The 23,037-nt window shown below is 46.5% G+C and carries 18 protein-coding genes and 1 riboswitch; of the genes, 4 read left to right on the top strand and 14 right to left on the bottom strand.

Going from position 1 to position 23,037, the window contains the following annotated elements:
* Positions 1-113: 113 nt before the first annotated feature.
* Positions 114-290 (bottom strand): hypothetical protein, encoded by a 177-nt coding sequence (locus SK066_RS06605; RefSeq protein WP_188776183.1) that lies wholly within the window; start codon positions 288-290, stop codon positions 114-116.
* Between the two features lie 440 nt (positions 291-730).
* Between SK066_RS06605 and SK066_RS06600 the strand changes: the two genes are divergently transcribed.
* Positions 731-1,444 carry an S-layer homology domain-containing protein gene (locus SK066_RS06600; protein ID WP_320544084.1) on the top strand — a complete coding sequence of 238 codons (714 nt, stop codon included), beginning with the start codon at positions 731-733 and terminating at the stop codon, positions 1,442-1,444.
* Between the two features lie 374 nt (positions 1,445-1,818).
* Here the strand turns inward: SK066_RS06600 and SK066_RS06595 are convergent, their stop codons facing one another.
* The 3 genes from SK066_RS06595 to SK066_RS06585 form a co-directional block, all read right to left on the bottom strand.
* Positions 1,819-2,382 carry a GNAT family N-acetyltransferase gene (locus tag SK066_RS06595; protein WP_320544083.1) on the bottom strand — a complete coding sequence of 188 codons (564 nt, stop codon included), beginning with the start codon at positions 2,380-2,382 and terminating at the stop codon, positions 1,819-1,821.
* Between the two features lie 149 nt (positions 2,383-2,531).
* Positions 2,532-3,593: an HD-GYP domain-containing protein gene (locus tag SK066_RS06590; protein WP_320544082.1), complete on the bottom strand. Its 1,062-nt coding sequence runs from the start codon at positions 3,591-3,593 to the stop codon at positions 2,532-2,534.
* 789 nt (positions 3,594-4,382) lie between these two features.
* Positions 4,383-5,846, bottom strand: coding sequence for a carboxylesterase/lipase family protein (locus SK066_RS06585; RefSeq protein ID WP_320544081.1), 1,464 nt, complete (start codon positions 5,844-5,846; stop codon positions 4,383-4,385).
* Positions 5,847-6,103: 257 nt separating this feature from the next.
* On the opposite strand from SK066_RS06585, the gene SK066_RS06580 reads away from it, so the two are divergent.
* Positions 6,104-6,664, top strand: coding sequence for a GNAT family N-acetyltransferase (locus SK066_RS06580; RefSeq protein WP_320544080.1), 561 nt, complete (start codon positions 6,104-6,106; stop codon positions 6,662-6,664).
* A 29-nt stretch (positions 6,665-6,693) separates the two neighbouring features.
* Here SK066_RS06580 and SK066_RS06575 read toward each other — a convergent pair whose 3' ends face one another.
* From SK066_RS06575 to map, 6 genes are all read right to left on the bottom strand, one after another.
* Positions 6,694-7,164 carry a GNAT family N-acetyltransferase gene (locus tag SK066_RS06575; RefSeq protein WP_320544079.1) on the bottom strand — a complete coding sequence of 157 codons (471 nt, stop codon included), beginning with the start codon at positions 7,162-7,164 and terminating at the stop codon, positions 6,694-6,696.
* A gap of 512 nt (positions 7,165-7,676) precedes the next feature.
* The gene (gene gntK / locus SK066_RS06570) at positions 7,677-9,257 is read right to left on the bottom strand and encodes a gluconokinase (RefSeq protein WP_320544078.1); all 1,581 of its coding nucleotides are present in this window, start codon (positions 9,255-9,257) and stop codon (positions 7,677-7,679) included.
* A 42-nt stretch (positions 9,258-9,299) separates the two neighbouring features.
* On the bottom strand, positions 9,300-10,673 hold the full coding sequence (locus SK066_RS06565) for a GntP family permease (RefSeq protein WP_320544077.1): 1,374 nt from the start codon (positions 10,671-10,673) through the stop codon (positions 9,300-9,302).
* An 878-nt stretch (positions 10,674-11,551) separates the two neighbouring features.
* Positions 11,552-12,520 carry a Ppx/GppA phosphatase family protein gene (locus tag SK066_RS06560; protein ID WP_320544076.1) on the bottom strand — a complete coding sequence of 323 codons (969 nt, stop codon included), beginning with the start codon at positions 12,518-12,520 and terminating at the stop codon, positions 11,552-11,554.
* Positions 12,521-12,724: 204 nt separating this feature from the next.
* The gene (pulA, locus tag SK066_RS06555) at positions 12,725-15,619 is read right to left on the bottom strand and encodes a type I pullulanase (RefSeq protein WP_320544075.1); all 2,895 of its coding nucleotides are present in this window, start codon (positions 15,617-15,619) and stop codon (positions 12,725-12,727) included.
* Between the two features lie 564 nt (positions 15,620-16,183).
* A complete protein-coding gene (gene map, locus SK066_RS06550) occupies positions 16,184-16,930 on the bottom strand; it encodes a type I methionyl aminopeptidase (protein WP_188776174.1) in 747 nt (248 codons plus the stop codon).
* Positions 16,931-17,209: 279 nt separating this feature from the next.
* Between map and SK066_RS06545 the strand changes: the two genes are divergently transcribed.
* Positions 17,210-17,380 carry a hypothetical protein gene (locus SK066_RS06545; RefSeq protein ID WP_188776173.1) on the top strand — a complete coding sequence of 57 codons (171 nt, stop codon included), beginning with the start codon at positions 17,210-17,212 and terminating at the stop codon, positions 17,378-17,380.
* Between the two features lie 413 nt (positions 17,381-17,793).
* Here the strand turns inward: SK066_RS06545 and SK066_RS06540 are convergent, their stop codons facing one another.
* From SK066_RS06540 to gcvH, 4 genes are all read right to left on the bottom strand, one after another.
* Positions 17,794-18,306, bottom strand: a complete 513-nt coding sequence (locus SK066_RS06540; protein WP_188776172.1) for a GNAT family N-acetyltransferase — start codon at positions 18,304-18,306, stop codon at positions 17,794-17,796.
* Positions 18,307-18,413: 107 nt separating this feature from the next.
* A complete protein-coding gene (locus tag SK066_RS06535) occupies positions 18,414-18,962 on the bottom strand; it encodes a DUF2569 family protein (RefSeq protein WP_320544074.1) in 549 nt (182 codons plus the stop codon).
* Positions 18,963-19,213: 251 nt separating this feature from the next.
* Entirely contained in the window at positions 19,214-20,077 is an 864-nt protein-coding gene (locus SK066_RS06530) for an SDR family oxidoreductase (RefSeq protein ID WP_320544073.1), read from the bottom strand.
* A 768-nt stretch (positions 20,078-20,845) separates the two neighbouring features.
* Positions 20,846-21,238 carry a glycine cleavage system protein GcvH gene (gene gcvH / locus SK066_RS06525; RefSeq protein ID WP_188776169.1) on the bottom strand — a complete coding sequence of 131 codons (393 nt, stop codon included), beginning with the start codon at positions 21,236-21,238 and terminating at the stop codon, positions 20,846-20,848.
* Positions 21,239-21,420: 182 nt separating this feature from the next.
* A riboswitch (glycine riboswitch) is annotated at positions 21,421-21,517 on the top strand.
* Positions 21,518-21,903: 386 nt separating this feature from the next.
* On the opposite strand from gcvH, the gene gcvT reads away from it, so the two are divergent.
* Positions 21,904-23,019 carry a glycine cleavage system aminomethyltransferase GcvT gene (gene gcvT, locus SK066_RS06520; protein WP_320544072.1) on the top strand — a complete coding sequence of 372 codons (1,116 nt, stop codon included), beginning with the start codon at positions 21,904-21,906 and terminating at the stop codon, positions 23,017-23,019.
* Positions 23,020-23,037: the final 18 nt, after the last annotated feature.

Here is a 23,037-nt window from a genome sequence, read left to right as displayed (position 1 = left end):
ATGTAACCTCCCTGAATTTGTATTCTCTTCTATCATAATAAAAAGGACAGCTTACCGCAAAGGTAGCTGTCCATATGTAATCAGACGTATATCGTATTCATGTGTGCATTGTTTTAGCGTTTGCGAGAAGTCGTAATGCCTGTGCTACCAGCCATTTGTGCACTCAGCAATTCTTCAAAGCTTTGACCACCATGTGTGTTTGCCGATTTCGTTTCGACAGATGTTGTCTGCGGTCTGAATTGCTGGTGATTGTATGGTGTCATCTGATGCACGCTCAAGTTGATAATCATATCGTTCACCCTCCTGTTCGCTCATGCGCAGTTTTTATATTCTTCATTTTATTATTGAATGTGTAGGAGCACTTCCTAGGAAGTCCTATCCGGTAGTACCGTATGTCATTTAAGTTACTATAGTTATACCCCCAAATCTTCCTATTGAAAATAGTTTAAATACATATTTTGGATTAATTCCTATAAATGAATCAATAGACCCAACCTACTGGGTCTTAGCACGGATACTTTTCCCATAACCTTCGACATAGTTCGGTAACAGCTCTATGCCAAAGTACCACTTAGTTAGCATTCTTTACATGTGACTATAGACTGATTCGTATTTTTATGATTTATAATTAAAAGTATCGAACGTGTGCAACAATCTGAACGAGCTAAGCGTTAATAGAGTAAGCAGGAAGAATAAGGAATATAATTCGAAAAAAGAGAGGGGAATAACAATGAAATACAAATGGGCTTCACTAGCTGCGGCATCCGTATTAACACTATCGATCGGGGTGAATGCATTGGCAGCCAGTCAATTCAGCGATATCGCAAAGGTGGATGGAAAAGAAAAGATTGAATCGTTGCAGGAACGTGGCTTCATTAGCGGCGTAACCGCTACGCAATTCAAACCAGAGCAAACGTTGAACACGGCACAGGGCGTACAGATGCTCGTGAAGAGCTTCCAGCTGAGTCTGGCAGAATTCCAATTTATCAAAGCACCGCAAGCGAGCGATTCCTATACCAAGGTGAAGGATGGCGTATGGTATTCGGATGCGTTCATTATTGCAACGCTAAATGGCATCGATGTTCCACGTGAAGTCGATCCAGCTGCCAAGCTTACGCGGGAGCAGTTCACCAATTACCTGATGGAAGCGATGCAAAAAGCAGGCAATCTGCCCATGTTCAAAATTGATCCAGTTGCCATTGCCGATGAATCCAAAATTACCGCAGACTATCAAGGTGCAATCCAGCGTTCACTCGCGCTCAAGGTAAACGCGCTGGATAGTAGCGGTAAATTCAATCCAAAAGAGTCGATCACTCGTGCGGAAGCAGCTGTTATGATCTACAATGCCCTCGACTACCTGCAAAAGCACCCGGAGCTGACGAATCAGGCTCAAAATAGCGGTGGAATGTTTGAGCCAAGTGATGGCACAGGGGAAAGCAAATAATACGCGCTATATTGTATGTACTGATATCGGTATGATGCAAGTTGTATAGCTGTATGTGCTAATGTCGGTATAGTATAAGCTATACTATATGTAAAAAGACCGCGTGCCCCATCATCCAGACGGATATCGGGCACGCGGTCTTTTCATTTTGCAGTCAATACAATCATGTACTATTATTGTGCATGATTTATTATGTGTATGTCTTGTACGTATACCGTTATCTTGTAGCGTTTTATTTATGGCATTCGTATATTCGTTATCTATCTTAATATAATAATCCGTTTTATCCATTCTTCTCTGTGAATTGCAAAGCTTGCGGCACTTATGCATCGCAGGCTAATCCTTAGTCCTCATCTGTGACTACCACACTATAACTATTTCTGCTCGGTTTGCTGCTCCCATTCCTCACGCAGCATCCCCATCCGAATCGAATCATAATAGACGCCTTCATACAATCTACATTTACGCAAACGTGCTTCCATCGTCATACCTAGCTTATAGCCAACCTGAATCATACGCTCATTGCCTGACCATGTCGTATAACCAACTCGCACAAGCGGCATCGTCTGTAATAAATGATTGATCCACAACCGAAGTGCACGCGTCCCATAACCGCCACTCCAATAGTCTGGCTGAAAAATCACAATGCCCATCTCCAGCCACAACGATTCCTCATGCTCCCAGTAATAGCTAACCATTCCGATCAGCTCTCCATCCACTTCAATCGCCCAGCGTGCTGGATTATCGATCATTTGTGCCTTTTTCTGTTCGAGAAACTGTTCATAAGTTAGCGCTTGATGAGCATAATAAGGAGCATCCCATTTTTTCCATTGCGGACTTTCCTCTTGAAAAGCTAGCTCCCATATTCGGTGTGTATCTGCTTCTGTCATCTGTCGGATTGCAAGTAGGCCATCCTCGTATCGTTGAATGGTATCCATAATACCTCCTATGCTATGACTGTGTTGTTGGTACCATTGTAATATGAGCACCTATAAAAAAATAGCCATTGCCCCAGGACAATGACTATTTTAGATATATGCGGGGTGATTACTTTATACTTGCCCATTCCGTTGTTTAATCGATGTGTTTAAATGAACACTTTACGAATATTAACCTGTCTTTGCTTCGCTAGATCAATAAACTGCTCACCAATTTGCACAAGTGGACGGAATAGATCGGTTTGATTCGCCAGCACAATTGTACCGTTCTCACCATTATCGAGTTCCACTCGCTTGCCGACTAGATTCGGCGACATATGATAGATCAGTGCCTGTACAGGTTGCTCATGCAGCTTGGAGAAGCCCAGCTCATAAATATTTTGCAAAATACGAATCAAACCCTGCTTGCTACCATCCTCATTCACAACAGCCATATTAATAAATTCATCGGCCACGGATACGATGCGAGTGTACGCATGAATACCATTTTTGTACAATCGCTGCGGATAGCCGCTGCCATCTCCGCGCTCATGATGCTGCAATGCGACCAGTGCGGTCACCTTATCCTTGAGCGAATCCATGATCAGATCGTAGCCGTATTGTGTATGCTTACGATATTCCTTGAGCTCGGACGGATTCATATTCGCCTTGCCGTTACGTAAGATCGAAGGAAGTCTACTTTTGCCGATATCATGTAAATAACCGGCACGACTAATCCGATAGCATTCTTCCTCACTGTGCCCCAGCCAGCCTGCAATATAATAGCTAAGCAAGCCTACTTTGAGAGAATGGCTATAAATATGATCGTCCTCTTCTTCTAGCATTAGCAGTAGGGAAACGACATCCTTTTTGCGATCCACATCAAGCAACAGCGGATCAAGCAAGCGATCCGTCAGATCGGCGCTGAACCGTCCTTTGGTTAGCGATTCTAAAAATAGAGACTGATACGTCTGTAATGACATTTCGATACTTTGTCGCAAAACGTTCGGCATCGCTGACAAGTCTGTCACAGTAGCTGTAGATGCTACACTAACTGCGGTAGCGCTATGATCGATATCTACATAGTCAAGGCGATGGCGCATCAATAATGTAATATCGTCCAGTGATAAAATTGTGCCCTGCTTGAGCAAAGGTACACCGGAACGGTTAAATGCATCGGCAGACAGACGGTCTCCCTGTTTGACTTCATCAATATGTATGAGCAAAATCATCCCTCCGTTATTCATTCGTTATGCTGGATCGGATGCAGCTTCAATCATGCAAAATATACAGATAAAGCGCTAACTATGTAACAATTCGGCATGTTTTGACGCTTGCTAAATAATACTCTTTATCGGATAGAAAGAGGTGGAATGTTATAGAACTTACTGCTCAATCATACAAAGAATGTGTACATGTTTACGCATAGGTTGGTTACCTTTTGCACTAGATTAGGCTCAAACGAACCCATTGATTGGCAATATTGACCACTCCGCTAAGCAACCAGTGAACGAACTCACGGATTTCCTTCTCTCTGTTCTCTACATCTCGCATCGATACAAGTTTATGTATAATTCAAGTACATCATCTATATGCAATATAGATGAGAACCTACCTTCGTCGAAGTCCAAATTCCAGTTTAGCATAATGGGATGAATACTGCGTTATTCGTAGATAAGTATTATACTCATTGCATAAAAAGCTTTGCTCGATTCATTGCATAGCTGAAGATTTCTATGGCGTATTTACTTCAATTCCTACGATATCATTTTTAATTCCTACGGTATTATTCATCTAGCGTATATTCGGATATATAGCAAAAGAGCAGCACCCGTAGGCACTACTCTTTTATACTTGCGAAGTAACGTAAGCAACTTCTGTGAGCATCGGTGTTGTATAACAACTCTACTAGCGCAAGGCATTATCATTCCAAGTTATTTTTTCTTATCAAGCTTTTAAGTGAATAGGCTAATCATACATGTAACTGATCGTTATCTACACGTACTCATCGCTATCTGTGCTTACTCGCCGATCAATGCAAGACGCTTTTCACCGTCCGGGTCGTGGGCAAGTTCGATTTCACGGTTGAAGATCATGGTCGTGCGGTCGTGCTTATTGTAATCCGTCCATGGAATTTCCAATGTGGTTGGTGTTGCCGTATGGGCAAAGGTAATCCATGCTCGCTGCATTTGATTAGCCAGATTAACGGTCTGTTCATCTAGCTTCACGCCGGAGCGTTCTAGCATAGCGACATTATTAAATACGAACGGTATTTCGGTTGCATGAGTGGCTGTGCCGAAAAATTCATGTCCAGGCTGGTTCCAGTCAAAGCGATACATCCATACAGGTGCATGCGTAAGCTGGGCTTCAGCGTATTGGATCGCTGCACGCCAGAAGAATAGATCGGTCAAAATCTGCGCCTGACCTTCTATCGTTTCCGGGTAACGCTCTAGCAGCAGGGCGACGTCCTGACCAGTCATCGCTTCGAGTCGTTGTCCCGCTACTCCTTTATCCATCATATGTTCTGAGCGATTGATGAACATGCGTCCTTCATCCTGATTCGTTCCGATCATTAGCGCAACACCTTTGGCTGCGCCATCCTGAATCGCTCGTACAGGCTCTACAGGTAAAGTCTGTGCATGCAGTACAGGCTGGAATGGCATCGTGAGCAGACCCGCTTCACTCGATTCATGTAAACGCGAAGCGGCTTGCAGCAATTGCTGTGCGGATGCTTGCATCAATACGGAGGCATCACCTGATTGACCGCCGAGCGTGCGAATCATCGCCTCGGTTACGCCGCGCGCTGTGCTTGGCGCCAGCACCTGGGAAGCGCCACTCTGCATAATCGCAGCGCGGAACAAGCCTTTTGCAGCTGGCATGGCCAGTAGTGAAGCCACACTCATCGCTCCAGCTGATTCGCCGAACACTGTAATTCGTTCTGGATCACCGCCGAAGGCAGCAATATTAGAACGTACCCAGTTAAGTGCAGCGATCTGATCCTGTAATCCAAGATTCGCTGAGTCGGGCATACCATACGAAGATAGATCAAGGAAGCCAAGCGGTCCTAGACGATAGTTAATCGTCACCACGACCATATCTCCATTTACCGCAAAGGATGTCCCATCATAAAATGGCAGACTACCTGCGCCCGTGACGAACGCGCCGCCATGAATCCAGACCATGACCGGACGATCCGGTGTGGAGGTATCCGAAGCCCAGATGTTCAGATACAGACAATCCTCTGACTTCACAGGACGAACATGAGCAGGAAAAGCTTGCTCCAGCTCGCTATCCGGCTGTTCACATACCGGGCCAAATTGCGTCGCATCACGCGGCTCCTGCCACGGCTTGGGTGGTTGTGGCGGCTGAAAGCGTAAATCTCCAACAGGGGGTTCAGCATACGGAATGCCTCTCCAAATAACAGCACCATCTTGACGGATCCCTTGAACCTCTCCATACTGCGTGCGAATGAGCGTATTTTCCATGACTGATCTCCATCCTTCCGGTTTATAAGTGCGTATGCCTATATATTCATTTAAACATATAGAGACGAAGCGTCACAAATTCCGCTTATTATGATATAAATAAACGCTGTTAGCTGTCGTCATGACGATTGTCTTTGAAGACTATGACATGGGCTGTGATATAATAAAAAGTGGCATTTGAGCTGGTTCGATAATGCTCAGCTTACATAGAAAAATGATGGTGATCCATGCCACAACAAAGCAGAGGAGGGAATGCAATGCGTAAAGCTACACCTCAGGATGCATCAGCTGTCATTCCGCTGATTAGCTCCGCGATTGGTGAGATTGGTTATGTACTTACTGGCGCTACAGATGAAGCAGAGATGCTGGACGTACTGGAATCCTTTTTCCGTCAAAAGGGGAATCGTTTAAGTCATGATCAGGTAAGTGTGCTGGAACGTGATGGCACAATTGCAGGCTTTGTGCTTGCTTATCACGGAAAAGATATTGAACAGCTGGATGCGCCGATCAAGCAGCGTTTGCAACAGCTTGGCTTGCCAGATGACGGCATCATCCCCGAAGCAAGAGCAGATGAATACTATCTCGATTCAGTTGCAGTACATCCTTCCTTTCAAGGACAGGGACTCGGTACACGGCTTATTCGTGAATTTGAGCAGCAAGCAGTGCAGCTGGGACATCCTAAAGTATTACTGATCGTGGATGTAGAGAATAGCAGAGCCAGAGCCTTGTATGAGCGACTTGGCTATGTGCCAGACGGCTTTATCGAGATCGGCGGTCATGCTTACGAGCGTATGATCAAACAACCGGAGAGCGTATAAGCCTCCGGTTGTTTGATGTGTACTATATACTATAATACTTTGGACATATGGTAATCGGTGATATGATAGCCTACCTTTTGATACACATGCAGCGCACGATCGTTATGCCCGAACACATGCAGATCAATACGCTGCACCTCTTGCTCCTTCATCGCCTGTTCTAGCGCGAGCATCGTCCCTGTACCATAGCCTTTATTTTGATACTGCTCATGAATAAGAATATCGTAAATAAAGGCAATTTTACCCCGTGGTGTCTCATTCACCTGTACCCACAAATAGCCCACATCCTCCTGACTCTGGCTATCGCGCACATTATAAATAAAGGCGCCCTCCGTCTCCAGACCATTCGGCAAATATTTGGCAAAGGATTGGATCGCTTGCTCTAACGCATCACTTTCCTGCCATTCACCCGCAGCAACCTTTTCTGCTGCAAAATCATGCATCGATTGCTCCCGAAATGTCATAAATTGCTCTGTATTCATCGGTACTAATTCGATCATCTGCTCTAGCTCCTCTCGTCTACACATGCTGTAAGGGATATTCAATTGTAGAAAATAACTATGTACCGCCTCGTCGAAATCTGTATAGCTAAGCTGGTATTCCTTTATTCATTGTAGCTTTACCGTCATCATAAATCCAGCGAGCTTGGAAAGTGATATGGCATGGAGGATACACAAATTAGACTTCATATATCGCGCTTCATGATCTCACTCTCGGCTCTGCATTTCATATCTATGATTCTATAAAAGAGCTTGTACACTCTCATCTGAATTATCTTCCTACTAATCTAAAGACGGGCAATCTACAGTCCTTTATCGTCTGTCGATCGCCCGTCTTTATTATTACTTATTCTATTTCTATGCTTACTCAGTTGCCAGCTCATAAGCCAAGTAACCGTTGTTTCATTAGAGCTAATGCCTGCTGTTTACACGGTAGCGACCTCGAAATAACTACCGTAACAACACCCTTTTTCTAGAGAATAGCTGTATAAAAGCGCCCCCGTTTATTTCTCTTACAGATCACTCTTTTCCGGCTCCTTCTCTCCACGCTTCTCCAGCATACGTTGCTGGAATTCACTAATATCCTCATAATCCTCAGCAAATTTACGTGAGATACGAATATAGATCGGCAGCAGCTCGCGGTAGATCGAAGCATGCTCTTTATATGGTCGATGCTCATATGTCGTACCGATCATACTGGATACCGCATCGAGTGATTTGATTCGACCTGTTGCGTACAGACCGAGCACTGCTGCACCCAGACAGGAGCTTTCAATACTTTCTGGTACAATGACGGGCTGATCAAAAATATCCGCCATCATCTGACGCCACAGCTCTGAGCGAGCAAAGCCGCCTGTAGCGTGAATTTTTTTCGGTACTCCGATCTGCTCCTCGATGGCCAGCATAACCGTATACAGATTAAACAGTACGCCCTCCAGTGCTGCACGAATCATATGCTCCTTCTTATGATGCAGTGCCAGTCCGAAGAATGAGCCGCGTGCATCCGGATTCCAGAGCGGCGCACGTTCGCCAGACAGATACGGATGGAACAGTAGCCCGTCTGCACCAGGGTCAACCTTTTCCGCAATTCGGGTCAATACTTCGTACGCACTCAGTCCAAGCCGCTTCGCTGTCTCCACCTCGGACGCCGCAAATTCATCACGAATCCAGCGGAAAATGATCCCACCATTATTGACCGGTCCACCGATGACCCAGCGATCCTCGGTTAATGCATAGCAGAAAAAGCGCCCTTTCGGATCGGTAACCGGCTTATCCGTTACCGTACGAATCGCACCGCTTGTACCAATCGTTACGGCAACAACGCCCGGATCAATCGCGCCGACACCCAGATTAGACAGCACACCATCACTTGCACCGAGTACAAATGGAACGGACGGCGATAATCCCATTTCCGAGGCATAGGTGCCGTGCAGACCATTCATCACCTGCGTTGTCGGCACGAGCTTGGACAGATGATCACGCGTAATGCCTGCTACTTCCAATGCTTCCTCGTCCCAATCCAGCTTTTCCAGATTCATCAATCCAGTCGCCGATGCCATCGAGTGATCAGCAACATATTCACCGAACAATCGCAAAAAGATATATTCCTTGATCGAAATGTATTTGTGAGCCGCCTTCGCGATCTCCTGCTTCTCTGCTGTAATCCACATGATCTTCGTCAGCGGTGACATCGGATGAATCGGTGTACCGGTACGCATGTAGATTTCCTGACCTTTGCCACTTTCTTTAAGCTTACGCCAGTAGGCGGCACTACGATTATCTGCCCAGGTGATCGCCTGTGTAAGCGGCTTTCCCTGATCGTCCACGACGAGCATACTATGCATCGCCGAGCTGAACGATACGAATAAAATATCGTCCGTGTTACGTTCGCTCTTATCCATCACCTGACGCACCGAATTGATTACCGCTCGAAATAGCTGCTCCGGGTCCTGCTCTGCTACAGAAGGAACCGGTGTGTGCAGCGGATACTCCACACTGCCCTGTGCAACAATTTTCCCGCTTTCTTCAAATAAAACAGCTTTCGTGCTCGTTGTGCCGATATCGACACCAATCATATATTTGCCTGTGCTCATTGTCTGCTCCCGCCTCTCCTATACTATGGCTCGTCCTCTAGCTTATACAATACTATTTAAAAGCAAAATCAATACAAATGCTACCAGCGATAGAATCGTCTCCATCACCGTCCATGATTTGAGCGTCTGTGGGACGGACATATTGAAGAATTCCTTGACCATCCAGAAGCCGGCATCATTCACATGAGATAGAATGAGCGAGCCCGCACCCGTTGCCAGTACGACCAGCTCGATATTCGCTCCCGGGGTGAGTGCAAGCACAGGCGCGACAATACCAGCAGCCGTAGTCATTGCGACCGTTGCTGAGCCTGTAGCTACACGGATCAATGCCGCCACGAGGAAGGCAAACACAACCACATTCACATGGGCTGCTGTCGCCACATGCGCAATCGCATCGCCTACACCGCTATCGATCAGCACCTGCTTGAATGCACCACCGCCACCAATGATCAAAATGATCGAAGCCGTCGGTGCCAGGCACTCACTTGCAAACTTGGAAATCTGCTCTTTAGTAAAGCCCTGGGCAAACCCCAATGAGAAAAAGGCAAATACCGTTGCAATAAACATCGCCACCACTTCATTACCGATAAAGCGGAAAAAGACCGCAATGCCACTACCACTATCCGGTGCAACAATCTCTGTAATCGAGCCGGTCAGCATCAGAATAACCGGCATTAGAATCGTCAACAGTGTAAGCCCAAAGCTTGGCAGCTTACGCTCCGGCTGATCCTGCCGACTGGAGGAAAACTGCTCGGACAGTCCAGCAGCTGGCTGTACAACAATCCGATTGCCGATATATGTACCGAACAATGGCCCGGCAATAATCGCAGTCGGAATCCCGACAATGAGTGCATACATAATCGTCGTCCCAATATTCGCCTGAAACGCATTAATCGCGATCATCGGTGCCGGGTGTGGCGGCAATAGACCGTGTACAGTAGAAAGACCTGCCAGCATCGGGATCCCGACCTTGAGCAGTGAAATATTCGTTTTCCGAATAACGGTAAATAGAATCGGAATGAGCAAAATAATGCCCACCTCAAAAAAGACCGGCATTCCGACGATTAAGCCGACTACCAGCATTGCCCACGGCACACGCTTCTCTCCAAAACGATCAATCAGCGTCGTCGCAATCTGCTCTGCTCCACCGGATTCCGCCATCATTTTACCGAGCATCGTACCCAGTCCAATAACGATCGCAATCGAGCCAAGCGTTCCACCTAATCCACTTTGTACGGAATCGACCACATCCAGCGGCTTCATTCCGATGATCAATCCCAGGAATAACGACGCCATTAACAGGACGACAAATGGATTCCATTTATACCGGGCAATCATTACAATCAATATCGCTATTGCCACCAGCGCCCATACAAGCAACGTCCATTCATGGCTTAGTCCAAAAATAGAATACATACGACCATGTCCTCCGTTCCGAATATATAGTGCATGACGTGCTATGTATACAGCATTTTTATAAGCTGTAGTACGTAATACCATGTCATTAAAGGCATATTGCCTTTGCCTTATTACCCTTATTTATTTGGTGTTTAAACGGCTTGTCAGCAGAAGATGTATGGGGTAGGAGTGGGATAGCGCTTGCAAAGTGCTTATGGTGAGGGATTTGTAGATTCGAAGTTTTGAGGTGGAGTGGAGAGGCACCACTCCGGGAAGGAATAAGGGGACGGACTCGGGTGGAGCCGCGGGAATCTTTTAGATTAGGAGTGATTGAAGATTCCCGCACCTCCAAAGTCGTCCTTACCCCTTATTTCCTTCCCTTCGTTCTGTGCTGAGTCCACATCCATGCACATAACTTCAGAATCTGGCCTGAAAGAAATTACACAAATATTTACAAAATCAAATAATTGAACTTGAAATCCTTACAACTAAATTCTGAAATCCTTAGATACCTAAATAGATAAGTATCTACGTATTAAAAAACAACCTAATCTGTTCTTGAACCCGCTATCTCGCTGTTTGTAACTACTTGTTAATGAGCGTACCTCTATCTTTCTTAATGGAAAGATGATCAATAGCAAAATAGCACAAAAAAAGCTTTCCAAAGTCTGAATAGACCTTGAAAAGCTTTTAAGCTTACTTAATGACAACAATCATGCATTCATTGTGCAATGATGGGATGGTTCGGATCCGCACTACTAAATGAACAACCCCAGCAGTAGATCAGGCAAGCGGACAGCCTGATAGGCATTGCATGGATAAGTGTAGATGAGATCGGTAGCTCCATGCTAATTCTTCGCCTAACATTTCCTGCTCGAACGAGAACTACAACAGTCTTAGCGTCCGTTGACCGGGCGTTCGTCGGCTTGTGGAGTCATGTTCATCGTATGATGAGCGAGTCCATCGCTTAAGCCACGCCAGCTTGCTAGTAAAAGATTGCAATCCATGTGATCAAAGACGGTACGCAGGATCATCGTTCCGGCTACGATAATGTCGGCTCGGTCGGCGGCGAGGTCGAATTGGTTGATTCGTTCTTCGACGCTCAGGTTAGCGAGCGCATCCGCGTAGAAACGGATCGTATCCGGTTCGATGGTGTATGGATCGCCTGCGGGCTTGGATTGGTGGCGGCGTTCGCGTTCCATTCGAGCCAGTGCGCGAATTCCTCCGCCTAATCCGATCAGTGGTAAGCCTTTGTGCTCGCCAGTCCACGGGTATTGCTCCAGCATCGTGAGCAGCTTGCGTTCGAGCTGATTGCACGATGTATCTGACCAGCGGTCTCGGCCGCCGTTTTGTATGGTCATGTTCACTGCTCCGCACGGCAATGACGTGCTGTGTAGCAGCTGATCGCCTTTAAAATAAGAGATTTCTGTACTTCCTCCGCCGATATCAACGATAAAGCCCTCCTGCACATGGGCAGGCATCGAGCGGGTTACACCAAGGAAGCCATAATACGCTTCTTCCTCACCGGACAGAATTTGTACATATATACCTGTTTCCTGCTTCCAGGTTGCGGTAATCTGCTCGGTATTGGCAGATTGGCGGACTGCCGCTGTCGCGACAGCGCGAATATCATCCGCTCGGTTAGCCGCACAGATACTTTTGAATTTTTGCAAAATGGGAATAACGGTCTGGATATCCTCTTCGCTCAGATTCCCCTGCTCATCCCTATTCACACCGAGGCGCACGGTTTCCTTTGCCTTGTGCACCATACGGCATGCTCGATCACTACCTGCCTCATAAATAATGAGTCGGATCGAATTTGAGCCGATGTCAATGACTCCAAGCCGGTTACGATGATCGCTCATTGTATCCTCGCCATGAACGCATCCTGTGATTCAAACATCGCCATTAACGAGTTCCTCCTTCATCAAATCATATTCCGGTGAAGCCAAACGCTAATTTGTTTATGATTTTATCAGGAACAGACGGGGATTTCCACCGTGAATGTATTTTTCGCAATCTTTTATGGAAATGTATGGATAAAGATACCAAAAACCGGCTGAGTATACTCAACCGGTTGGTTCGATATCAATTTCTGGATCTCCGCTTTTAATCAGCACTTTCATCGAATCCTGCTTTGTATCAACAAAAATGTACCGATCGGTATCAATATCCTTCGCCTGCCAGTCTTTCAAACGAATAATAAAACCGATATTCGTCTCATCCGGCGCAATCTGGATACGAGCGACCGCGCGACCATTCTCGATGCGATCGAAGTCGACCTGACGGTGACCCAGTACGGATCCCCATACCCACAGGTTCCAGCCGCGATAATCTTGATTCGGACGCTCGTATTCGACCTCAATACAGCGTGGTACATACGGCATTACCTCGATAAACCACTGTGCCGTCGCTTTGCCGCAGGTTACGGTGATTTTCGTTTTTCCTGGATGAATCCCACGCACAACGCCATCACGATTAACGCGCGCTACGCCTTTATCACTGGAGCTCCAGCTCAGCTTCGGACGTGCAATTGGACGTCCATACTGGTCAAGCACATCCGCTTTTAATCTCATGCGCTTGCCTGTGTACACCTGATGCTCGCCTTGCAGATTCACCATATGCGGCACGAGTGTCTCCACATGGAGCAACAGGCAGCTTTCTACATTGCCACAGGATACACAGATCGTGCTATTGCCTTCACGCAGTGCAGTAATGCGTCCATCTGCACGAACCTGTACCGCTTCTTCATTGGACGATTGGAAACGAACACGCTCAGCTGTATAAACGCGTCCACGCTGATCGCGAGGTGTCACACGCAGATGCAGCTTCTCTCCTGGCTCTACAATACTTGGCGTATATTCCCATTCCAGACTTGCAGGAACAGGCTTGTATTGATCCTCTTCATCGAACAATACCATCATCGACAGTGGAGCAACTTTTACCTTGCCACCAAGCACAGAAGCGAGTGGCTTCGTACCTGCAGTGCGTTCGTTAACAACGATCTGCCACTGGCGGCTGAATTGTGGCAAGGTCACACTTTGCTCGGTGGTTGCCGCATTGTAAATGACAATAATATGGCGCCATTTATCTCCATTCGCGTATTCACCCAGCTGGAATGCGACCACCTGATGATCACTGCGCAGCATTTTCAGCTGCTTTTCTACATCCTTGCGCTCACTCATACGGAATGCTGGATGCGCCAGACGCAGGTGAATCAGACCGCTATAGTAATCAAATACATCCCGGAAGCGCTGCTTGTTAATCCAACGGATCATATTGATCTCGTCCGGGCTGCGATAGCTGTTATGATCGCCCATTTTGCTCCGCAACAGCTCATCGCCTGCATGGATAAATGGAATACCCTGACTGGTCAGCACGATCCCATTCGCAAGCAGGGAGCGACGTACCCATTCATGCTCCATCAGCTTACTGGCATCAATCGTGCCGTACGGATCAGCCTTCGCAACAGCAGCTTCCAGATCGCCGCCATTCACCAGCTTACCGTTCTCCATATGCAAGAAGGATAATTGCTGCTCTGCTCCGCTAATACGAACGATTTTATCCCACAGATTTAAGTTATCGTGTGCGGTAACATAGTTCACGCTCTCGGTTGGATTATCGGCAAAATCACCAATTGAGCCGTAAATCCCTTTAACCAGCTCGCCTTCCTTGCCAAATTCTCCAGTAGCAAAGCCCTTTGTATCATCATCACTTCCACCCTTGATCGCACTGCGGAAGTTATCGTTAAAAACGGAAAAGCCTTTGCCACGCTGCGAGCCTTTCAGCGTCTGCTGTGGCAACGGTGACCAACCACCTGTCCACGGCTCACCGTAGATCAGAATGTACGGATCGACCTCACGACGCAGCTCCTGTGTTAATTGGGTCACGGTTTCGGTATCGATCAGACCCATCAGGTCAAAACGGAAGCCATCCAGATGATATTCTGTCGCCCAGTAGCGCAGAGAGTCCTTGATGTATTTGCGTACCATTGGGCGCTCGGTAGCAATCTCGTTGCCTACACCAGAGCCATTGGTCAGCTGCCCACGCTCATCTGTCCGGTAAAAGTAACCCGGAATCAGGCGATCAAATGGGCCATCATCTACCGAAAATGTATGATTGTACACGACGTCCATGATGACGCGCATTCCTTCACCATGCAGCGCCTGCACTAGCTTTTTGAATTCACGAATACGTGAGCCTGGATCAGCCGGATCGGTAGCATATGAGCCCTCTGGCACATTATAATGCTGTGGATCATAGCCCCAGTTAAACTTGACTTGCTCACTGTCTGGATCATCGACTTTCAACTCATTTACGGTCTGAAAGTCAGCAATTGGCAGCAAATGCACATGGGTCACACCCAGCTCACGCAGATGGTCAATACCGATACTGTTACCATACTCATCCTTTAAGCCGGTTTCGGTAAAAGCAAGAAATTTACCTTTGTGCTGAATGGATGTCTCAGGATCGATAGAGAAGTCGCGTACATGCAGTTCATAGATGATTGCATCCGTTAGACTCGACATTGGCGGACGAATATCATTTTCCCAGCCCTCTGGATCGGTTGTACGGAGATCAACAATCGCTGTTCGTTGACCATTCGCCGACACAGCATGTGCATACGGATCAACCGCATACTCCACACTGCCGTCCTTGAACTGGGCACGATACATATAGTATTGTCCAGCCAGATCGCCCTCCTGGCGCACCTGCCATACGCCACCTTCCTCCAAATACATCGGAATTGCTGTACCGTTCGTATGGTCTTTCACTCGTCCATCTTGATCATACGTACCTGGATTGTCATATAGCATCAGATCAACACGCACGGCATCGGGTGTCCACAGCTTGAATATGCTGTGCTCACGTGTGTACTGTAATCCAAGATCATCTATATCGTAAAAATAATCAGTCGCCGCATCAAGCGTTCGCGTCAGGGAATGATTCATTTTATCCAGCATTCTCTTCACCACCATTTTAGCTTAGGCTGTCCGATCGTCGCTTATTTGTATCTAGGCAGTAGATTGGAAGAGCAGCCTTGCGATTTAACCTCTTTTATAAGTTCTCATTTATCATCGTCCATTATTCATTATCCATTTGTTCCGCTATATAGTGTATCAGCACTTGCATAACATTTCATGTGTTGTACTAGAAATATCGGATATTTTGTCGAAATTTTGTAGGTTTTGTAATATATTTTTGTGTATTTTCGAGTAAATTCTGGAAAAAAGGCTGTGATATGGTTGTGCAATCGTTACCATATACGTGTAAATGATTGTATGAATAGTCATACGAATATGGAAATATCCGGATAAAAGCATCCCGATTTATTGACTATTACCTCAAAATTCTTTGTTTGAATACGCTATTATGTACTTCTATTATCGGTCTAAGCTGTCTCTTTTATGAAGGCATAATCCAGTGTCACGGTGCCATGCTGTTAACCGACTTCTACTATTGCAAACGGGGCTAAGTAAGCACAAAAGCAGCCGGCTGTACTATCGGTCGGCTGCTCCTGGTGGGTATTACTGCTCTGTTAAAATGAGTGGGCCATCTGCGGTAATCGCAATCGTATGCTCATACTGTGCAGACAGTCTGCCATCTGCTGTGCGTGCTGTCCAGCCATCCTCATCAATCGTCATTCGATACGTGCCTTCATTAATCATCGGCTCAATGGTAAATACCATACCTTCCTTCAGGCGTTGCCCTTTACCTGGTAGACCGATGTGTGCAAAGCTTGGCTGCTCATGCAGATCGCGCCCAATTCCGTGACCAAGCAGATCGCGTACAACACCGTAGCCATGACTCTCTGCATGCTTCTGAATGACTGAGGTCACATCGCCCAGACGATTGCCGACTACCGCCTGCTCAATACCCTTGTACAGACATTCGCGCGTGACACGCATCAGTTGCTCTGCTGCTGGCGATACCTGACCCACCGCATAGCACCATGCCGAGTCGCCCAGCCAGCCACCATATTCAGCTACAATATCAATCTTGAGCACATCGCCCTCTTGCAGCGGCTGACGGCTAGGAAAACCGTGTGCAATCACATCGTTGACCGAGGCACAGGTTTCATATTGAAAGCCATTGTAGCCATTCGTAAATTGCTTGCCGCCCAGGCGAGTAATATGCTTTTTCACAAATTCATTAATTTCCATGGTCGTAATGCCTGGAGCGATCATCTGTGCTAGATGACGATGACAATCTGCCACAATCTGGCTTGCTGTCTTCATCTGCTCAATCTCTGCGGGTGTTTTTAAAATAATCATCGCTCATAACTTCCTTTCCATACCAGCTGCGAGCAGAATCTAACACCGCAAACGCAATCAGCGTACGGGATCATTCTGCAAGCACTGTCCGACTATCGTTATATTATAGTAACGCCTGTCTACCATTTCAGCAACCTTGCTACCTTCTTTATTAACTTCTCGTATTTTACTTGAAACGCATGTTTATCTGGCTACGTATATTGATAAAATGACATAATCGGCGGGTGAATATGTCATGATGCTTAAACTATACGAAGCAGTAATAAGGAGACGGTATCAATGAAAACCACTGTAATCAAGATCGTCAAATGGATCGTATTCACGCCTATTATTTTACTGGCAGGCTGTCTACAGCTAGAAGACATGGTGCTACTATTCAAGGATATGCGGCGCGATCGTCAGCATGAAGGCGACGAAATGCTCGCTCGTATCGAGGGCATACGTAGCTAACCACCTGTGCCTATAGCTAGACCGCAATCCTCATTGTAGCTGTTACACTTTACTTAATCTGTACATCTAATTCTTAGCCTTAAAGCAATATACGTAGTCCCTTATATACCACTACCCAGATTCAAATTGTCGCCTGTCACGTCTTGTATAAATAAACGATGTACCTTAGCATTTGCATAAAGCATATCGAAGTCCATTCACTTATCGAGTAACAAAGAAATGAGACTTTATCGATATCCTGTACATTTGCCAATTCATTCTGCTATCCTCACCCGCCAACCACCACACTAAAAAACCTGTCTTTACTTAACCGAGCCACCTATATAGGAGGTAAGGTCGTGTAAGGACAGGTTTTTATGTATATCATCATCCAAAAAATAACGAGCAAGCGAACGATCATCGTTCAGATTGGATCATTCACCAATGCGTTTACCGAGAATAGCAAGATGGCGTTCAACACCATCAAGTACAGCGACCCGTGGCAGATGTCCCCACTCCTCAAAGCCAAACTTACTTAACAGCGTGCGGCTTGGATCATTATGAGCAAATACAAAGCCGAGCAGGGTGTGAATATGAAGTGCAGGTGCTTGCTCAATAGCATAGCTTACGAGCTTGCTGCCGATTCCTTTACCCTGAAAGTCGGGATGCACGTAGACGCTCAGCTCGACGGTACCATTGTATGCCGGACGACCGTAAAAGGTTTGCAGGCTTGCCCAGCCAGCGATGCGATCACCTTGCCAGAGTACCCATAATGGTCGACGGGCTGGATCATGCTCGTCAAACCAGGTCTGGCGACTTGCTACGGTTACGGGCTCAGTATCCGCGGTAGCGAGTCTACCGGGAATTGATGAATTATAAATGCTGACAATCTCGTCCAGATCCTGCTGACGAGCAATCTGAATCTCGTACTTTTCGGTTTCTTGCATCGTCTATTCCCCCACATACAGCATAGATTTTTCTACTTATTGTAATAGCTATAGGGGAAGCTGTCTATCTACTTCCTGTAGCCTTACCGTGCGTAAAATCTATGCGTTTAGCGAACGAATGTATTTTTGATTCGTACGGAACGAGAAAAATACAGGTTCCATAGTAGCGTCATAATTGCCGAGATAATCATGCCTGTAACCATACCTGAAGTTGGTGGGACGATGAAAAAGGCAATGACAGTCAACGCCAGATTAATCAGTAAATACGCACGTGCTGTACGTGGGAAAGAACGCTTGCGCGTGTACAACTGTACGAGCATGATTACAAGTAGCACAATCTGAATAACCGCTACGATCATTTCATATACGGAGAGAGCCTGTAGATTCCCATTGTATAGCGCTAGAATCCGATCAATATCCCCTCTCACTTCCGCTGGAAAGACGTCTGGATTGGCAACCAGGAACATCATGAATATGTAGGTTGGAATCGCAAGGAGAGCGACGAGTAGGCTCCAATACATGTAAATCTGAAACACGACCAACCAGCCTCCAAGCCCAACGAGTGGCGGACGCCCCTGTGGTGGTTGTGGTTGACCAAATGGTGGCTGAGGTGGCTGCTCCTGACCATTCGGATTTGGCGGATAATTATTGTTCATTGTTTCCGTTCCTTTCTGTTTCTAAATCTATTTGCGATCTATGCGATCCCATATGAGCAGCCTGTACGAATGTCGGTATGACACTAGAAAAAGGCAATCTCACAAATGATCAGACCGATCGGTACAACGCCTTATTCGTGTAGTTGCCCGCTTTCTCCAGTCTATCACAGCCATTGCCAGAATCCTATTTCAATCATGCAAAAGATGTCGCTTCCTGCTAAACAGGCTACTTCCCTTTACTTTCAATTCGTTTATACATGAAGGGAGGATTCGATTCCCGTTTGCTGCTCACTCCATTCCCATAGCCGCAGCGCCTCTTCACGGTTCATCGCCCGTGGCCGTAGAGAATGCACTTTTTTACGATAATAATAGTGACCGGATTGTCCTTCTACAGATGGATCGGTTGCGAGAAATACCGCGGTTTCTGCGCCCTGTTCAGGTGTTTGAAAAAAGGGCGTATGCGCCAGTGCTGCTAGTAATCGTTTGCCAAAGCCGGTGTCTCGATCGACACCGATGCTTGTCGCTACCGCGCCAGGGTGCAGACAGTTAGCCGTTATATTTGTGCCCTGAAGCTGCTCCGCTAGAATCTGATTAAAATACAGATTCGCCAGCTTGGACTGAGCATAGGATTTGATCACCGTGTAGCCATGCTTCAGATTCGGATCGTCCCAGTGAATTTTGCCAATTTTATACGCGCCAGAGGCTACCGTGACGATGCGTCCAGATCGCGACTGTCGAACCGCATCCAGCAGCAGACGGGTTAGTAAAAAGTGTCCAAGATGATTGACACCTAATGACATCTCAAAGCCATCTTTTGTCTCCTTACGCTTGAGGTTGACCACACCAGCGTTGTTCAATAACACATCGAGCCGATCGTAGTTTTGATAAAATTGCTCGGCAAACTGATGGATGCCGTCGAGTGAACCGAGATCACATTGCATAAGCTTTAGTCGATCAGATCCACTTTGCTCACGAGCCTGCTGCAATGCTTGCTGTCCGCGTTCCTCGTTGCGGCATGCCATGATCACTTCGTGTCCTTGCTTGGCAAGCGCAATGCTGGAGGCAAGTCCCATGCCGGAGTTGGCGCCTGTGATAAGTATGCGTCGGGTGTTCAATGTGGGTGGCTCCTTTCATCATGGATTTAGATTATGCTGGTATAGATGGATATGACTTCAGTAAGGAAAAGGAAGAAGTTCATATATTCGTTGATTTGTAATTATTTTTTGTAGCAAATTTTTTGATCATACTTTTTAGTGATACTTTTTCTGCGATACTTTTTCTGCGATACTTTTTTCTGCGATGCTAATAAAGGCTCTCATTGAATACTTCGTTCGGCTTTAGCAGAGACTTTACTAGAATTGTAAACGTATATTAGGGAATCTACGCATGAAGTGGTCTGAGGTTAATATGCATACATTTTTAGAAAATAGGATTTATTTCATACGCATCGGATCGCGCATTATTGCGAGGTAGTATGATATACTGGAAGCAGGAAAGCGCTTTAAGCTTACTGTTGAAGTTTGGCTTCAATATATCGATTTCTCTCGTTGTTTGTTGCACCGTATCTACTTTTCATTCACTTCCTCTATATCAACTTTTCTGTGTCTCTTATTGTAAAGTTTGCTCCTTTTGACGTTGGGTCGCTTCGATGTGTATGTTCTTTGAATGGGTTTCATCTTTGAATTGATGTTCTCTTTTGATTGATACAGTCTTTTTATGCCTACCCTACTTTCTTTTAAAGCTAGCGTTTATATTTCTCCATAACAAAATCCCCGAACGCCAGGCGCTCGAGGATGATAAGTTAAACATTTCTAATATTACGTTTTTAAGTATTTTGATAATTTGATCATGCCGGGCAACGATATGGTGCTGGAGCTAACAGATTAATCCTGTGCGTGCTCCGCATAAGCAGCGGCATCAAGCAGTGTAGACAGGGCTGTGTCCAGATCACCGTCTACTTTGAGTTCGATCATCCAGCCGCGGCCGTATGGGTCGGAGTTGACGAGCTCTGGTTCGGTTTCGAGATCAGGATTGAGCTTGCTTACCGTTCCGGCTACCGGGCAAAACAATTGAGAAACGGTTTTAACCGATTCGATTGTACCTACTTCTTCATCCTCACTTACAGCGCGTCCATCTTCAGGCAGCTCTACAAACACGATATCTCCCAGTTGATGCTGGGCAAAATCGGTAATACCGATACGTACAGTATCCTCACTAATGCGCTCCACCCACTCGTGCTCTTTACTGTACAGCAATTGATCCTTAATCTCGCTCATCGTTTATGCTCCTCCGATTCTTGTCATGTTAGTATCCTAATGCCACAAGAGTATAGTAAGCGAGTTTGCGCTGTCAAGAGGCTTGACATCGTTTACTCAATCAAGTATTAATATAATAAACATACATTTTTGACCGTTTAGTGATTTAATGTTCGGAAATACATAACATCATATGGAAGCGGATGAATGTGCAGGGAGAGACTGACCACTGGATGGCAGCGCCGAAGGAGTAAGCCGGAAACGGTGAATCTCTCAGGTAAAAGGGACCTGTACGGGACGCGGCTCTGGAGAGCATCCGGCGTAGAACATCTACGCAGCGGATCACCAAAGGGGAAACTTGCTTGATCTGGCTGAAATGTTCATTTCGGCTCCATCAGCGATATGCTGACAGGCAGCAAGGTAACTCTCAGGTATCAAGGACAGGGAGGACAAGGGAATGAGCGGGTTATGTACCCGTTTCTTCCCTGTCCTCCCTGTTTTTTTGTGTTCTGTTGCAGAACGATTGCTCTTTGGTAAGGATCAATGCTCCTTCATCCTCACCTTGAGAAGATGCTATCGCAAAATAAATAAGCCCTGCTCCTGATGATAATCTTAGGCTGGGCGGCATAGTAACCCAGTCTGTAGATCGCTTGACCGTTCATATTATGAATTAGAGGTGAGCCAAAATGACAACAGAGCTGAAAAGAACACCGCTTTATCCGCTATACGCCGAAACGGGTAACCCACGCTGTATCGATTTTGGAGGCTGGGATTTGCCAGTACAATTTTATGGCATTCAAAAAGAACATGAAGCTGTGCGCGAACGTGCTGGATTGTTTGATGTATCCCATATGGGCGAAGTCATGTTCAGTGGCAAAGGCACCGAAGCCTTTTTACAAAAGATGCTGACGAACGATGTGACTCGTCTACAGGATGGGCAAGCCCAGTACACCTTGATGTGCTATCCGAATGGCGGTGTCGTGGACGATCTGCTCGTCTATCGCATTCACGAGAATCTGTACATGCTCGTTCTGAATGCCTCCAATATCGATAAAGACATCGATTGGCTCAAGCAGCATCTGCCAGATGATGTACTACTTAATAATATCTCCGAGCAAACGGCATTGATCGCGCTGCAAGGTCCACTGGCTGCATCGATCATGAGTAAAGCAGCGGGTACGGATGTATTGACTGAGCTATCCAGCTTTACATTTGTTACAGATGTGAAGCTATATGGTGCGGAGGTGATTATCTCCCGTACAGGCTATACCGGCGAAGATGGCTTTGAAATCTATTGTCCAGCAGAGCAGGCTGGAGCAATCTGGAAGGGTCTGCTGGCAGCAGGTGAAGATGATGGTCTGATCGCCTGCGGTCTGGGTGCACGTGATACGCTCCGTTTTGAAGCGAAGCTGCCGCTGTATGGTCAGGAGCTATCTGCTGATATTACGCCGCTGGAAGCAGGGCTCGGCTTTTTCGTCAAGCTGGATAAAGGTGACTTCATCGGGCGTGATATTCTCGCAGAGCAAAAGCAAAATGGGGTTCCACGCAAGCTGGTCGGTATCGAGCTGCTGGATCGCGGTATTCCACGCTCGCACTATACGGTATTCCGCGAGGGTCGTCAGATTGGTGAGGTAACGACAGGGACACAGTCGCCAACATTGAAGCGTAATCTTGGTCTCGCTTTGATCGAGGCAAGCAGCGCTGAGCTGGGTACACCGCTGGAAGTTGAAATTCGAGGCAAGCAGTTGAAGGCTGAAGTCGTGAAAGCTCCATTTTACAAGCGTCAGCCGGTAAAATCGTAAGCTTTTCATCTTATTTAA

This window comes from Paenibacillus hunanensis, assembly GCF_034055775.1.
GTDB classification, from domain to species: Bacteria; Bacillota; Bacilli; order Paenibacillales; family Paenibacillaceae; genus Saccharibacillus; species Saccharibacillus hunanensis.
The sequence above is the reverse complement of the archived record's forward strand: the minus strand, read 5'-3'. Positions and strand labels throughout refer to the sequence as shown.

What these genes read in the sequence shown, in the direction of transcription:
- SK066_RS06605 (WP_188776183.1), bottom strand. Translation starts at nt 290, where the DNA reads ATGATTATCAACTTGAGCGTGCATCAGATGACACCATACAATCACCAG.
- SK066_RS06600 (WP_320544084.1), top strand. Translation starts at nt 731, where the DNA reads ATGAAATACAAATGGGCTTCACTAGCTGCGGCATCCGTATTAACACTA.
- SK066_RS06595 (WP_320544083.1), bottom strand. Translation starts at nt 2,382, where the DNA reads ATGGATACCATTCAACGATACGAGGATGGCCTACTTGCAATCCGACAG.
- SK066_RS06590 (WP_320544082.1), bottom strand. Translation starts at nt 3,593, where the DNA reads ATGATTTTGCTCATACATATTGATGAAGTCAAACAGGGAGACCGTCTG.
- SK066_RS06585 (WP_320544081.1), bottom strand. Translation starts at nt 5,846, where the DNA reads ATGGAAAATACGCTCATTCGCACGCAGTATGGAGAGGTTCAAGGGATC.
- SK066_RS06580 (WP_320544080.1), top strand. Translation starts at nt 6,104, where the DNA reads ATGCGTAAAGCTACACCTCAGGATGCATCAGCTGTCATTCCGCTGATT.
- SK066_RS06575 (WP_320544079.1), bottom strand. Translation starts at nt 7,164, where the DNA reads ATGATCGAATTAGTACCGATGAATACAGAGCAATTTATGACATTTCGG.
- gntK (WP_320544078.1), bottom strand. Translation starts at nt 9,257, where the DNA reads ATGAGCACAGGCAAATATATGATTGGTGTCGATATCGGCACAACGAGC.
- SK066_RS06565 (WP_320544077.1), bottom strand. Translation starts at nt 10,673, where the DNA reads ATGTATTCTATTTTTGGACTAAGCCATGAATGGACGTTGCTTGTATGG.
- SK066_RS06560 (WP_320544076.1), bottom strand. Translation starts at nt 12,520, where the DNA reads ATGAGCGATCATCGTAACCGGCTTGGAGTCATTGACATCGGCTCAAAT.
- pulA (WP_320544075.1), bottom strand. Translation starts at nt 15,619, where the DNA reads ATGCTGGATAAAATGAATCATTCCCTGACGCGAACGCTTGATGCGGCG.
- map (WP_188776174.1), bottom strand. Translation starts at nt 16,930, where the DNA reads ATGATTATTTTAAAAACACCCGCAGAGATTGAGCAGATGAAGACAGCA.
- SK066_RS06545 (WP_188776173.1), top strand. Translation starts at nt 17,210, where the DNA reads ATGAAAACCACTGTAATCAAGATCGTCAAATGGATCGTATTCACGCCT.
- SK066_RS06540 (WP_188776172.1), bottom strand. Translation starts at nt 18,306, where the DNA reads ATGCAAGAAACCGAAAAGTACGAGATTCAGATTGCTCGTCAGCAGGAT.
- SK066_RS06535 (WP_320544074.1), bottom strand. Translation starts at nt 18,962, where the DNA reads ATGAACAATAATTATCCGCCAAATCCGAATGGTCAGGAGCAGCCACCT.
- gcvH (WP_188776169.1), bottom strand. Translation starts at nt 21,238, where the DNA reads ATGAGCGAGATTAAGGATCAATTGCTGTACAGTAAAGAGCACGAGTGG.
- gcvT (WP_320544072.1), top strand. Translation starts at nt 21,904, where the DNA reads ATGACAACAGAGCTGAAAAGAACACCGCTTTATCCGCTATACGCCGAA.